This is a genomic window from Tumidithrix elongata BACA0141 (assembly GCF_036349135.1).
In the GTDB taxonomy this organism is placed as follows: Bacteria; Cyanobacteriota; Cyanobacteriia; order Pseudanabaenales; family Pseudanabaenaceae; genus Tumidithrix; species Tumidithrix elongata.
The window spans coordinates 1-13,282 of record NZ_JAZBJZ010000135.1; the positions used below are offsets into that span (position 1 = coordinate 1).

At 44.6% G+C, this 13,282-nt stretch carries 10 protein-coding genes and 2 pseudogenes; 7 read left to right on the top strand and 5 right to left on the bottom strand.

What is annotated here, in order from left to right:
• Positions 1-324 precede the first annotated feature (324 nt).
• The 4 genes and pseudogenes from V2H45_RS22315 to V2H45_RS22330 all read left to right on the top strand — a co-directional run bounded on the left by V2H45_RS22315 (position 325) and on the right by V2H45_RS22330 (position 8,106).
• A complete protein-coding gene (locus V2H45_RS22315) occupies positions 325-4,524 on the top strand; it encodes a DEAD/DEAH box helicase (protein ID WP_330485896.1) in 4,200 nt (1,399 codons plus the stop codon).
• A gap of 52 nt (positions 4,525-4,576) precedes the next feature.
• The gene (locus tag V2H45_RS22320; protein WP_330485897.1) at positions 4,577-4,831 is read left to right on the top strand and encodes a hypothetical protein; all 255 of its coding nucleotides are present in this window, start codon (positions 4,577-4,579) and stop codon (positions 4,829-4,831) included.
• 304 nt (positions 4,832-5,135) lie between these two features.
• A pseudogene (locus V2H45_RS22325) lies at positions 5,136-6,232 on the top strand (transposase).
• A gap of 323 nt (positions 6,233-6,555) precedes the next feature.
• Complete coding sequence (locus V2H45_RS22330) at positions 6,556-8,106, top strand: AAA family ATPase (protein WP_330485899.1); 1,551 nt, start codon at positions 6,556-6,558, stop codon at positions 8,104-8,106.
• A 314-nt stretch (positions 8,107-8,420) separates the two neighbouring features.
• Here V2H45_RS22330 and V2H45_RS22335 read toward each other — a convergent pair whose 3' ends face one another.
• From V2H45_RS22335 to V2H45_RS22345, 3 genes are all read right to left on the bottom strand, one after another.
• Positions 8,421-9,008 carry a hypothetical protein gene (locus tag V2H45_RS22335; protein WP_330485900.1) on the bottom strand — a complete coding sequence of 196 codons (588 nt, stop codon included), beginning with the start codon at positions 9,006-9,008 and terminating at the stop codon, positions 8,421-8,423.
• The gene (locus V2H45_RS22340) at positions 9,005-9,205 is read right to left on the bottom strand and encodes a ribbon-helix-helix domain-containing protein (protein ID WP_330485901.1); all 201 of its coding nucleotides are present in this window, start codon (positions 9,203-9,205) and stop codon (positions 9,005-9,007) included. Before V2H45_RS22340 ends, V2H45_RS22335 begins: the two co-directional genes overlap by 4 nt.
• Before the next feature lie 161 nt (positions 9,206-9,366).
• On the bottom strand, positions 9,367-9,753 hold the full coding sequence (locus V2H45_RS22345; protein WP_330485902.1) for a hypothetical protein: 387 nt from the start codon (positions 9,751-9,753) through the stop codon (positions 9,367-9,369).
• 189 nt (positions 9,754-9,942) lie between these two features.
• Here V2H45_RS22345 and V2H45_RS22350 point away from each other — a divergent pair, with 189 nt between their 5' ends.
• The gene (locus tag V2H45_RS22350) at positions 9,943-10,893 is read left to right on the top strand and encodes a tyrosine-type recombinase/integrase (RefSeq protein WP_330485903.1); all 951 of its coding nucleotides are present in this window, start codon (positions 9,943-9,945) and stop codon (positions 10,891-10,893) included.
• Positions 10,894-11,348: 455 nt separating this feature from the next.
• On the opposite strand, the gene V2H45_RS22355 is transcribed toward V2H45_RS22350, so the two are convergent.
• On the bottom strand, positions 11,349-11,732 hold the full coding sequence (locus V2H45_RS22355; RefSeq protein ID WP_330485904.1) for a RidA family protein: 384 nt from the start codon (positions 11,730-11,732) through the stop codon (positions 11,349-11,351).
• Positions 11,733-11,871: 139 nt separating this feature from the next.
• Positions 11,872-12,099, bottom strand: a complete 228-nt coding sequence (locus tag V2H45_RS22360; RefSeq protein WP_330485905.1) for a tautomerase family protein — start codon at positions 12,097-12,099, stop codon at positions 11,872-11,874.
• 134 nt (positions 12,100-12,233) lie between these two features.
• Between V2H45_RS22360 and V2H45_RS22365 the strand changes: the two genes are divergently transcribed.
• Positions 12,234-12,920, top strand: a complete 687-nt coding sequence (locus tag V2H45_RS22365) for a TetR/AcrR family transcriptional regulator (RefSeq protein ID WP_330485906.1) — start codon at positions 12,234-12,236, stop codon at positions 12,918-12,920.
• Between the two features lie 104 nt (positions 12,921-13,024).
• Positions 13,025-13,231: pseudogene (locus V2H45_RS22370) on the top strand (serine/threonine-protein kinase PknK); the annotation flags it as partial.
• Positions 13,232-13,282 lie beyond the last annotated feature (51 nt).

Consider the following 13,282-nt stretch of genomic DNA (forward strand, 5'->3'; position numbering starts at 1 on the left):
GTAAAGACTTCGCCCATCCTTTCTATTGGTCTGCGTTTATCTTGATTGGCAATGGTTTGTAGGGCTACGTCACCATGCGTTTAGCATTCAGAATGTTTTAACTATCGACACAAGGCCTACGAAGCTCTGGCTTATATTGGGCGATCGCTAGAGCGATCGAGCCTGTAATGACCATCGACTTAATATTTGTACTATAACCCTTTCAACTCAGGATCGTGATGGATTATAGTTAAGTAGCTGGTAGCCCCTGAGTTTTGATATTTCAACAAGCTTAACTCACGACCTAGGGCTTTGAAGAATTGAACTATAAATATTGCAAGCAAAATGATAGATCTTTCTATTCAAACTGCCAAACTTCAATCAGAGCTTACTGCAGCCTACGCTAAGTTGTCTGTGTTAGAGCAAAAGATCGTTCAGTTGTTTGCAATTATTTACGAACCCGTTAATAGAGCGACATTTTTAGATTGCTTTAACAAGATTGTTAAGGGCAAGAATGGAAATTCTTTAACTCAAGCAGAAATAAAGCCACATTTAGACAAATTAATAAAATTAGACTTGTTGATCCAAGAACGTGGATATGGTCCTCGTTGCAATCTTTTCTTTATCGATCTAGCCATTCGCGATGCGATCGCACTCGGACATTTTGAGAGAATGGTCAAAGCAGTTGAAGAAAAGATTCCCATAGCTTCTTACGGAGGGGTAAATTCGCCTCGGAATTTTAGAAGCGAAGCCGAGCTGATCCGAGAAGTACGAATTGGAATTTATCGTCAGGATATGGCATTTATCCACAAACAGTTTACAGACTATTATCGATACTCAAAAAAAGAAGAGATTTCTCTGAGTGATGTTCTCTATCAAGTTTATAACAATCCCTTCGATCGCAACTGGTTTAGCACATTATCGCAGGAGTTTTATGAGTTAGGGTTAGCCAGTATCTTGGATAAATCATTTTTCCACTTATTGCCTGCCAGTGATGCCTTTAACCTACTCCAAGAAAAGATAAACCAAACCTATACTTGTTCCAATTCCTCGATCGTGCTTTTTGTCGAACAAAATATACTGCGTGGAAAATTTCTAGAAGCAAAGCAAGTTTTAGAAAGTCTCCCTAGCGATCTAGAAAGTAGAAGAGATGAGTGGGGTTGGTTATATTTTTTACATGGCGAACGAGAAACGGCGATCGCGCAATATAGAGAGGCACTTACGATTTCCAGGAAATCTACTGGTAAGCGTCAGGGCTACTTCAATACCATTAGTGGGCTATTTTTTATTCTCGCGCTGATTCAAGAAGGAACTTCAGACAGTCTCAAAGAAGCCGAAGAATATGCAGGAATTATTGCTCGGCAAACTGGCCACTGGTTAAAAACAACCTATACAAGATTGCAAAGAATATTGAAATTGCAGATGGGCGACCTCGCTCAAAAAGAAGCGCTTGTGGATGAATATATTTCCGACGAACATAGTGCGATCGAGACCTTCTTTTGCGCTTTATGTTTGTATTGGACAGATCCTGATAAGGCAAAAAAGCGGCTGCCTAAAATTTTAGAACCCCTTTACGATCGCGCTGTAAATTCGGAATATCTCTGGTTAGCCATGGAGGTTGCGGAACTTCTATCAAAATTAGGAACTCGCAACGGCTATAAGCAAAAGGCAGCCGAGTTGCGTCAGGGCAAAGACATTCTTGCGATCGCTGATTTAATCCATCCCCAAGAGACATGGGAACTTAGCTTAAATGCTTTACTCAATCTAAATAAGTCACCTGCCGAACAGCCAAGCACGCAGCCACTGATGCGCCTAGTGTGGTTCATTAAATTCTTTACGAGTGGAAGTTGCAGTTTTCAACCAAGGGAACAAAAGATCAATGTCAAAGGCGTCTGGAGTCAGGGTCGGAATATTGCGCTAAAACGCTTGAAATTCGATCGAGATGAGTTTGACTATCTCACACCCCAAGATTTGCGAGTATGTGCCTCGATCGTCGTTGAGACTACCTCGGGTTACTACGGACAAACCTATTATGATTTTGATCAATCGGCAATTTGCGCCCTGATTGGGCATCCCTTAGTATTTTGGGAAGATTCGCCCACAACGCGGGTGGAAATCGTCAAGGGCGAACCAGAAATATTGGTCAAAGAAAGGAAAGGCGATCGCTTGAGCTTAGAGTTTTTCCCAAAAGCCATTACCAACAAAAATTTTGTCACGATTAAAGAAAGTCCAACCAAGCTCAAGGTATTTCAAATTAACGCCGACCATCGTCGTATTCTTGAAATTCTCGGCAAAGACCAACAGTTGGAAATCCCAGTTATTGCTAAAGAGAGGGTGTTAGCTGCAATCAATGCCATCTCTTCGATAGTGACCGTACATTCTGACATCGGCGGCGGGATTGGCAATGCCGAAGAAGTACCCACAGACAGCAAACCGCATATTCATCTCTTACCTGCGGGAGAAGGTTTAAAAGTCGCCCTATTGACCCGTCCCTTTGCTCAAGGCGGTGCCTACTATCGCCCAGGTGCAGGGGGTGCTACGGTGATTGCTGAAATCGATGGAAAACGCCTGCAAACCACACGCGACCTAAAAGAAGAGAAAAAACTTGCCCAAGCGATCGTCGCTGATTGTCCCACTTTTGCCAGTTATCCAGAACAAGATGGGGAATGGTCGATCGAAGATCCTGAAAATTGTTTGGAACTGCTTTTAGAATTGCAGGAGTTAGGCGATCGCGTCGTTTTAGAATGGCCCGAAGGCGAGAAATTAAAAATTGGACATCGCGCCGATATGAACAGTTTCCGTATGTCGATTCAGCGACAAAAGGATTGGTTTGCGATGGAAGGAGAGCTGAAATTAGGAGACGATCTAGTTTTGGATATGCAGCGTTTACTAGAGCTGCTCGATAAAACACCGAGTCGGTTTGTACCGCTTGGCAACGGACAATTCCTTGCCCTGACCCAAGAGTTTCGCCAACGTCTGGATGAATTGCGCCGAGTCTCTGAGAAGAATGGGAAAGGCATGAAGTTTCACCCTCTAGCAGGGCTAGCTTTAGAAGAGTTTGTTGACGAGGTTGGCAGTCTCAAAACCGACAAGCATTGGAAAGAGCATGTCAAACGCTTAAAAGCGATGCAAAGCTTTGAGCCGCAGTTACCCTCTACACTACAAGCAGAACTACGCGATTATCAAATCGATGGATTTCGCTGGTTAGCGCGCCTTGCTTTTTGGGGAGTTGGAGCTTGTTTGGCAGATGATATGGGTTTAGGGAAAACCCTGCAAGCCTTGGCACTGATTCTCACCCGCGCTCCTGAGGGCGCTACATTAATTGTGGCTCCCACTTCTGTCTGCATGAATTGGATTAGCGAAGCTCTCAAATTTGCACCTACGCTCAATGTAATTCCGTTTGGGACAGGTAATCGCCAGCAAATCTTAGACGATCTGCAAGCTTTTGATATCGTAATTTGTAGTTATGGCTTGCTGCAACAAGAAGAAGTCGCTGAGATGCTAGCCCAAGTGCAGTGGCAGACAATTGTTCTCGATGAAGCCCAAGCGATCAAAAATTTTGCCACCAAGAGATCGCAGGCGGCAATGACCTTACAAGGAGGCTTCAAATTGATCACGACGGGCACTCCCATTGAAAATCACATTGGCGAACTATGGAACTTATTTCGTTTCATTAATCCGGGTTTACTGGGTTCCCTCGAAAGTTTTAATCAACGTTTTGCCAACCCCATCGAGCGATCGCAGGATAAGCAAGCTCGCAGCCAACTTAAAAAGCTAATTCAACCTTTCCTTTTACGCCGCACTAAAAATCAAGTTTTAGCCGAACTGCCCCAACGCACAGAAATTACCTTGCAAGTGGAGTTGAGCAAAGAGGAAATGGCATTTTATGAAGCCCTGCGCCGCGATGCGATCGCCAAACTCAGCCATAGCGAAGCAAACGCAGGCCAGAAACACTTACAAGTACTTGCAGAAATTATGAAACTGCGCCGAGCTTGCTGTAATACCCGTTTAGTCAAAAGCGATATTCCCTTGCCTAGTGCAAAATTACAGCTTTTTGGCGAGACCTTAAGCGAACTGCTAGAAAATAAACATAAAGCCCTAGTCTTCAGTCAATTTGTCGATCACCTCCAGATCCTCCGCGAATATCTCGATCTGCAAAAAATTCATTATCAATATCTTGATGGCAGTACCCCAGCTAACGAACGCAAAAAGCGGGTTGATGCCTTTCAATCTGGCGAGGGTGATGTCTTTTTGATCAGCCTTAAAGCTGGCGGTACGGGTTTAAATCTGACGGCTGCTGATTATGTGATTCATATGGATCCTTGGTGGAATCCTGCTGTGGAAGATCAAGCTTCCGATCGCGCCCATCGCATCGGTCAACTACGTCCAGTGACAATCTATCGGCTTGTCGCCAAGGATACAATTGAAGAAAAGATTCTAGAACTGCATGCGCAAAAGCGAGATTTGGCAGATAGTTTGCTGGAAGGAACGGATATGAGTGGCAAGATCTCCACAGAGGCATTACTGCAACTGATTCGAGGATAAGGGGTATACCAATTTTAAAAAAGATACGTCATAAGTGTAGTGTTCCTCGGTAGTGCGCGAATTCTTCAGTGAAGTGTATGGTACATTACCTCCTGAAGAGTGGAAAATCACCCGTATTCTTCTTGCTCCTGATGCTCCTGATGCTCCTGATGCTCCTGAGCAGAATGCTGTTGAAAATATTTGGCTACAGGCAAAGCGGTTTATTCGCAAATTATCTCGTTTGTGCAAAAAGTTCAAGTCAGTCAAGTTACTATTTGAACTGATTTCGAACTTCCAAGCCTTCCTATTTCTGAAGGCTTTTTTGTAAGGATACTGTTTATCTCCTATTTAGGGTGACTATAACGAACATTTGTTTTAGATGTGCAAGCAATTTATCCTTCCAGTTGATGACTTCTTAAAGTGTCGCAAAAGTCGAGATACTATATCAATCGATATTTTCTGCCAAGGATATTAATTTGAGTCCTAACAATGTCACTCAATCTCAGTAGATCGCAAATATAGAAGGGAAATACATCAAAGAAAGGTTAGGCTTAGGCTAGAAGAGTTGAATTAAAGCCATAAGTGCCTACCCATTTTCATTATTATCCCCCGTTCCAGCTATAAATGACGAAATGGCCCTGCGAGCAGCAGTACAATGCCTGACCCACCTCTACCCATCGAGATGGAAGGGGGATATAGTCCCCAAGAGCTATTTGAGACCCTATTACGAGTAGCTAGTCGAGGAGATAGCATCGAACACACAGCAAAGTGTTTGGAGGGATTGCCCACAGGTAATGGGATTCGATACCACCTGAATAAACTCGTTGACATGTCAACCCTAGAAGAGCAAGCTTTACAGAGCCAGATACCCCCTAAGGTGAGCAATGGGAAGCATCGTGTTGCCATAGACCTAAACTTACTCCCCTACTACGGCAATGCCAGTGAGGTAGAAGACCCTTATATCTATCGATCTCAAGCCAAATCAGGTACTACCTCTTTCTTTGCCTACGCTACGATCTATGTGATTAGCCGTAATCAGCGGGTGACCTTGGGGATTCATGCCGTGTCTTGTCGCGAAACTTTGGTGGCTACTGTGACCTATCTGTTGGCAATGCTGTATCCTTTGCAGGTACGGGTTAAACGCCTCTACCTCGACCGAGGGTTCTACAGTGTACCCGTGATTCGGTTACAAACCCTCAATATCCCTTTCATCATGCCTGCGGTAATTCGAGGCAAGATTGCTGGCACTAGGCAATTGCTCGTAGGACACAAAAGTTACGTTACTCGCTACACCCTTAACAGTCCCCACTATGGTTCTGTCACTTGCCAGATGCGTGTCATTTGCACCTACCATAAAGGTTTCAAAGGGCAACACGGAATTCATTATTTCGTCTATGTCGTGTATCGTGTCAAGGTTTCTCTTCACCAGATTCATCATCACTATCGCGAACGTTTTGGCATTGAAACCAGCTACAGAATCAAAAATTACTGTCGCATTCGCACGAGCACCAAGCATCCTGCGGTTAGGCTCTTATTTGTTGCTCTTGCTTTTATCTTGGTCAATCTCTGGATTTATTTACTCTGGTGCTTTGTCATCCGATCCCGTCGAGGGGGGCGATTGGTTTACCGAGAGTTATTCAACCTTAAAACTATGTTGGAATTCCTCTCTCATGCTGTTGAACGACAGTTCCCTTTCATTACAATCATCTATTTACCCTCTCTGGAGTGATTTTCGATCTACTGAGGTTCGCAAATTTCGTCATTTGCCTCAAACTCTCTAAATCCTAAGGTTGGATCTTACAAGCACTTGCTCCTCGTAGATTCAGCCTTCAGGTAAGTAAGATTTTGAAACGCGATCGCAAAACCAAAGCCTAAGACTGCAATTTGTCACAGAATTGTCTTAGAACAGATAATTGTCCATTATTTGCCATAGAAATAAAACGAATGAGTATTTATACTTATTTATTCTGACGGGTTTTCTAGGTTTGAGGGCTTTGCTTAGCTCGTTGATATATATTGAAGGGGTATATGCCCCGTTAACTAACTGTCGTTATGCAGAAATGGTTTAATACCGCAGGTCCTTGTAAGGACGACATTCACTACATGCTGCCGTCCATAGAGCGGTTGCCTGAAATAAAGCAACTAATTGCTCAAGAAAATTATTTTGTGATCCATGCGCCAAGGCAAGTGGGTAAAACCACAGCAATGATCTCATTAGCAAAGGAATTAACTGACAGCGGTCAATACGTATCGGTAATGCTTTCCTTAGAAGTAGGGGCGGTATTTTCTCACGATCCAGATGCTGCCGAGAGAGCCATCTTAGACGAATGGCAAGACGCTATCAAGTTTTATTTGCCTAAAGAACTTCAACCCAATGATGGTATCCAAGGGGAATCGGGTCGCCAAATAGGTTCATTTCTGAGTGCTTGGGCACAGTGTTCTCCTCGTCCCTTGGTCGTATTTCTTGATGAAATTGATGCCCTGAGCGATCAGACTTTAGTATCAGTGCTGCGACAAATCCGTTCTGGGTTTCCTCGGCGTCCTCATGGATTCCCGCAATCATTGGCACTGGTAGGAATGCGCGACGTGCGGGATTATAAATTTGCCTCTGGGGGGAGCAATCGCCTGAATTCCTCCAGTCCCTTTAATATCAAAGTGAGATCTTTCACGCTGAGCAATTTTACCCTTGAAGATGTCAGAAAACTCTATCAGCAACATACAGATGCCACAGGACAGATATTTACCCCTGAAGCAGTCGATCTAGCCTTTCATTTGACACAGGGTCAACCGTGGCTGGTGAATGCGATCGCCAAGGAAATCGTTGAATATATTGCCAAAGATCCTGCTATTCCAATTACTCCTGAATTAGTAAATCAAGCCAAGGAAATTCTAATTAAGAGGCAAGATACGCATTTAGATAGCCTTGCGGAGAGACTGAGAGAACAACGAGTTCGAGCGATCGTTCAGCCGATTTTATCTGGATTAGAGCTAGAAGATACTCCCGAGGACGATCGCCGCTATTTATTAGATTTGGGTTTAGTCGTGCGCAGCCAAGAAGGCGGACTGAAGATTGCTAATCCTATTTACCAAGAAGTAGTTCCTAGGGTTCTATCTCAAGGAACGCAAGATAGTCTGCCTATGATTCAACCGAGCTGGCTGAATGCGGATGGGAGCCTAAATGTCCAAGTTTTACTCGATGCGTTTTTAGCCTTTTGGCGTCAACATGGAGAACCACTGTTTAAAAGTACGCCCTATCCAGAAATAGCGCCGCATCTGGTAATGATGGCGTTTTTGCATCGGGTGGCGAATGGGGGTGGAACCTTAGAGAGAGAATATGCGATCGGTTCGGGGAGAATGGATATTTGTTTGCGCTATGGCAAGGTAACTTTGGGGATGGAGTTGAAGGTATGGGCAGATGGGAGGTCAAACCCGCTGAATGAGGGATTGCAACAACTCGATAACTATCTGTCCGGGCTAGGGCTGGAGACAGGATGGCTGGTGATTTTCGATCGCCGTAAGGGGTTGCCACCGATAAGCGATCGGACGACGACTGAGAGTACTACCAGTCCCGCAGGGCGCAAGATTACTGTGATTCGTGGATAGATTACTGATTCAAGGGATACTGTCATGTCTGTTCCAAAGCCAACTTTAGTTGTTTACAGCAAGTCGCAAGAGAAATTGGGGTTTGCGTAGCAAGCAAAGCTAAGCACTTGCTACGCAAACTGCTCCTTGGCTATCCAAAGTAGTTAAAGTTGTAGCCACCCTTGCCAGTATTGTTTCAAATGACGTCAGTGCATCTTGTGCAGATTGCCAAGGTACAACCGCATAAGGAAAACATGGGGAATTTTTGAGCGCAGATTGCCTTATTTGGAAGGCGATTGTTAAATGTGTAAAAAGGGCTGGGGTAACTCATAGCCTCACTCAATTAGGGTGTCAGGTTGGGGTACTGCATCGGGGGTAATTCCATGTTGTAGGAGTTGTGCATAGTAGCGATCGCGCTCTTGTCTCGCAACATCATCTAATGCGTAGGCTTCACCCAAGCGTTCTAGGTCGGACTGCAATTGACTGACTCTCCCAGATAACAGATCTTCTCTCTCTTGCTCGGTACGAGTCACACCAAAAGCATTATCAAATCTGCGCTCTAAGGATTCAGTCAATATTGCCCAACAAAGTGCAAAGGCTTTTTTATTTCCTTTATGCGATCGATACAACCAATAAGCTGCTACTAGTTCGAGCGGCAAGGCATTGATGCGAGTTTGTCCGCGACCGCTACCATCATTTTGAACCTCTACGCTTTCAGGTGTGTAATCCGTATAGCCTTTTCCTAGTATGGCTTTGCTGTCATTTGAAGCCAAAAAACGTAATGCGTAAACGGGTGGCTCGTCAATTGCCCCAGCCGCTTGTGCTTGGCTCATCCTGTAATCACCATCAGGCAACATAAAGCCATCAACGGCTAACGCGCCGATCTGGACTATGGCGCGAGTGGCTTTGATCGAGTCAGTCATGACTTTTTACCTTTGGTCCGATCGCTTTTTGTTTTCTCTAGATACTCTCGAACGGCAAGCAAAACAAGGTTAGAGACTGTACGACTCTCTACATCTGCTTGAGCCTCTAATTCTTGTTTTAACTGTTCGTCTATAGCAAAACTAATTCTTGGCTTTTGGGTAGGCAATTCTAAAAAATTTAACGCTGTTACGGTCATTCTCTCACCTATTTTTAGCAGTCGGTACAAGTGCATATTTTTTCAGCACTCGTATGTTACTCTAAAACATCTAAAGGCGATCGCACGAATTCAAGCATGCGATTGCTTTATCCCTATTCAGGACTTACCCATTAGGGGTCAGTCTTTATAACGGGGCAATCCTACTCACTATATTCGTAACTGGACTGAGGATTTAATAATTCAGGAATAGTGACAAGGTTTAGCATGCTAGACTCGCTCCCAAGCCATTGAGTTCCATCCCAAACATAGACCCATGATTCACTACAAAGTTCTTGAAGGGTCCGGGTTTTAGGTTTTACTTCTTCCCAAGGATTTTTCCTGTCGTTGGCATAAAACGAGCAATCATCAGGAGATTGAGAAATTACACTCATATCCCCTAACGCTAATAGACGATCGACGCGTTCTTGCATGGAATAATAATCATGCAAGATCAGACCTGCATACTCGACGTATCCATCGTGGTGCAGATATATCGAAAGATATTCATTTTCTCCAATCTGCTTCCCAATCAAGGCTCTAGTAGACATATACCCTTATCTTTCTGTGTTGAACTCAGTATTATCCAGCAATCATGCTTTTTCTCCTAGCTGCTTAATTTTCTCAGAAGTGCGCTAAAGTTCGAGATGTAAAGCGCAAACCCATATAAATCCTCAGCTTAAAATCTTGCAAGAAGCTAAATCATCATAATTCAGAGATCGATAGATAGAGTTATTGCTATGTCTGTTCCAGAGCCAACTTTAGTTGTTTACAGCAAGTCGCAAGAGGTATTCGAGCGGGCGATCGCTGCGGATCTGCGGCAATCGCGAGTCGATGAGTTTTTAGCCTCGAGGTCTTTGCAACCTAAGAGTCGGAAAGCCTATCAAGCAGATCTGCGGATCTTTATGGATTGGTGCGATCTGGCTTGGGCGGATGTGAGTCGCCGTAAGGTGACGCAGTTTAAAACTTTTTTGCTGAAGGAGCGCGAGCTGGCGCTGAGTTCGGTAAATCGGGTGCTGCGTACGCTGAAGTCATTTTATCGCTGGATGCTGCTTTCGGAATATGTGTCTGCCGATCCGACGATTGGGATTCAACAGGAAAAATTGCCCGATCCTGTGGCTCAGGACTTGGAGGATGAGGAGGTATTGCGGATTTATGAGGCGATCGGGTTAGGTAAGGTGGTGTTACGCGATCGGGCTTTATTTTCGGTGTTGTTGCACGGGCTGAGGGCTGAGGAGCTATCGCGTCTGAATGTTGGGGATTACGTAAATGGAGAATTGGCGATTAAAGAGGCGAAGCGGGATAGTAAGGGTGAAGTGCCTCTAACTAAGTTGGGGATTCAGGATCTAGATGCTTATCTGGCTTGGCGGAGGGAACAAGAGGGGGAGTTGGGGCTGGATAGTCCGTTGTTTGTCTCTTATTCTAATCGCAGCCAAGGAAAGCGGTTGAGTTATTGGGGAATTCGTCATGTGATGGATGATTTGGCTGAGAAAACGGGTATCGATCTGCATTCCCATCGCGGCAGGCATACATTTGCGACGAATTTAATTGTCAAGTATGAGTTAGATCCAATTCTGGCGATGGAGTTGACGCGCCATCGGGATGTCAGGAGTTTTAGACGCTACACCAATCGTAAGAATAAGCTGGCGGCGAAGCGTGCTTTTCTGAAGGCTTCTGAAGAATTAGATTGATGGGTTTTCGAGCGATCTGTGTTGGCATAGTTCGGGTGGAAAACCCGTTTGTGTAATTTGGTATCGGGGGGCGGTAAGGGTTCTGGTAAAAAACACACAGATCGCCGAAAGCGCCCAAAACAGGGGTTCAACTACAACTATAGCAATCGGCATAGAGGTTAAGACAAAATTCTCCTGTCTAGCTGAGCAGAGCCGAAGCTGTCCTATTTGCCTTATCCAGTGCTATTATAGAGAGAAAGGCAAAAAGCTTACAGAGAGTAGATTTGAGTAAAAAATAGGCGTATGCTGTTTTTAATAACTTACACCTCGGTATCGGTGAAGAAAAACTGCTCAATGTAACCGCACACAAACGCAATTCACTCATAGATGTTCATATTTAGAAACTCAATAAGTTTGAGTTTACACATGCCAATATACCGATGCTGTAGAACGTTTGAGATGAGAATGACTTTCCTTTAAGAACGCTTCAGAGCTATGACTTCGATTTCAATTTTCATGCGCGGATCTGAAAGACCAGCGGAGATCATCATTGCGGCTGGGCATATTTCGCCGAAGTATTGGCGCAGCATCGGCCAACATTCCTCAAACTCACCGCCGTTTGGCAAAACATACGTTACGCGAACGACATCTTGCAGACCTGAATTTGCTTCCTGCAATGTAGACTCAATGTTCTTTAAACATTGCTCAGTTTGTTGGAGCAAATTATCCGAGATGGACATGGTGCTATAGTCGAAACCAGTAGTCCCTGAGACAAATATCCAGTCGCCAGCCACTACCGCTCGGGAGTAGCCGATTTGCTCTTCAAAGGTGGAACCCGAGCTAATGAGTTTTCTGGTCATAGTATTTCCAAATAAGTGAAGTACAGCTATAGCAAAGACTAAAACAGCATAACAAGCCAAGATCAGCGACCCGACCTGCGAGGGAGTCTCTTACAACTACAAGGCGATGGACGGGTTCACTGTATCGCATAGTTAGATATTAATCTTTGGACTTGCCTTCTGCCAGTGCCTTCACATCGTCAGTGGTGAGAGGATTACCACCAACTCCCCATTCACCACTCTTGACCTCTTCGACTACAACCCAAGTCACTGGACGCATGTTCTCTCCTTCGATCTCCACCATTGTGTCAGTCAGCTTGCGGATCATCTCTTGCTTTTGAGCTGTCGTGAAAACACCTTCGATCAGTTTTACATTCAATAAGGGCATAGGTTTTCTCCAATCTGTAGTTTTGAATTGCTCTAAAGGATAGCATACAAAAAATACGACCGTTCGTCTTTTTGTATGCATTGATTATGACGACCGTTCGTGCTATTGTCAAGTTATAAATTTAAATTTTATTCATGAGCGTTGCTTCGTCATCAAAGATCGGTTCGGAAGGCAGCGAACCTCGCCGCTCTAAGGGACAGTCCAGTCGGGACATCATTCTGCTCGCCGCAGCAAAGCTGGCAACAACAAAGGGGCTTAATGGCTTGTCGCTTGGAGACCTAGCTGCGGAGGTAGGGATGAGCAAGAGCGGACTTTACGCACACTTCAAATCCAAAGAAGAGCTGGAGTTGGCGACGATTGAAACGGCAGCTGCGATTTTTGATAGTGAAGTGCTTCAGCCTGCAATGAAGGCATACAAGGGAACTGAGCAGCTTAAGGTACTAGCTCATTCATTCCTTTCGCATCTCGAACGCAAAGTTTTTCCGGGTGGATGTTTTTTTGCTGCAGCTGCCTCAGAACTCGACACGCGCCCCGGTCCAGCGAGAGATCTAGTTGTCGATGTACTAGGCAAGTGGCTTTCATTCTTGAGTCAGTGCATTATTGATGCTCAAAAACTTGGAGAGATCGATCCCAATGCGGAAGTTGCCCAGGTAGTTTTTGAAATTGAGGCTATGCTTTTGGCTGCGAATTTCCTTTTTGTGATGATGAACGATCCAATTCATCTGACACAAGCACGTAGAGGATTGGAAAATGTACTAGCGCGACTTGCTGTTGGTGTAGAGTCGCAGAAAATAACTAACCCCTTGGAAGCCTCAAAGTGAATGCAAGATGGATATCATTCATCCCTTGCTGCCTTTTGCTTACTGATGAACGACAACATATAATTTAGGTAATATGGCTCATTACACGCATCTAGAGAAGCTCCATGATTACCCTGCCTGGAATAGCCGTCCAAAGCCAAATCTATGAGAGTTCAGCCTCGGTGGTATATCGAGGCATCGGAGATGATGGAAGAGCGATTGTTGTAAAAATGCTCAAGCAAGATTATCCCTCTCCCCAAGAACTGACGAGCTACAGACAGGAATATGAAATTACCATCTCCCTCAATCTGGAGGGAGTCGTCAAGGCATATAGAACCCATTTGAGATCTTAAGAAGTGGCTGCAAGTCTCTTCAGCATTAGC

Excerpts from the sequence above, each read along its gene's own strand:
- V2H45_RS22315 (WP_330485896.1), top strand. The coding sequence starts at position 325 with ATGATAGATCTTTCTATTCAAACTGCCAAACTTCAATCAGAGCTTACT.
- V2H45_RS22330 (WP_330485899.1), top strand. The coding sequence starts at position 6,556 with ATGCAGAAATGGTTTAATACCGCAGGTCCTTGTAAGGACGACATTCAC.
- V2H45_RS22335 (WP_330485900.1), bottom strand. The coding sequence starts at position 9,008 with ATGACTGACTCGATCAAAGCCACTCGCGCCATAGTCCAGATCGGCGCG.
- V2H45_RS22340 (WP_330485901.1), bottom strand. The coding sequence starts at position 9,205 with ATGACCGTAACAGCGTTAAATTTTTTAGAATTGCCTACCCAAAAGCCA.
- V2H45_RS22345 (WP_330485902.1), bottom strand. The coding sequence starts at position 9,753 with ATGTCTACTAGAGCCTTGATTGGGAAGCAGATTGGAGAAAATGAATAT.
- V2H45_RS22350 (WP_330485903.1), top strand. The coding sequence starts at position 9,943 with ATGTCTGTTCCAGAGCCAACTTTAGTTGTTTACAGCAAGTCGCAAGAG.
- V2H45_RS22355 (WP_330485904.1), bottom strand. The coding sequence starts at position 11,732 with ATGACCAGAAAACTCATTAGCTCGGGTTCCACCTTTGAAGAGCAAATC.
- V2H45_RS22360 (WP_330485905.1), bottom strand. The coding sequence starts at position 12,099 with ATGCCCTTATTGAATGTAAAACTGATCGAAGGTGTTTTCACGACAGCT.
- V2H45_RS22365 (WP_330485906.1), top strand. The coding sequence starts at position 12,234 with ATGAGCGTTGCTTCGTCATCAAAGATCGGTTCGGAAGGCAGCGAACCT.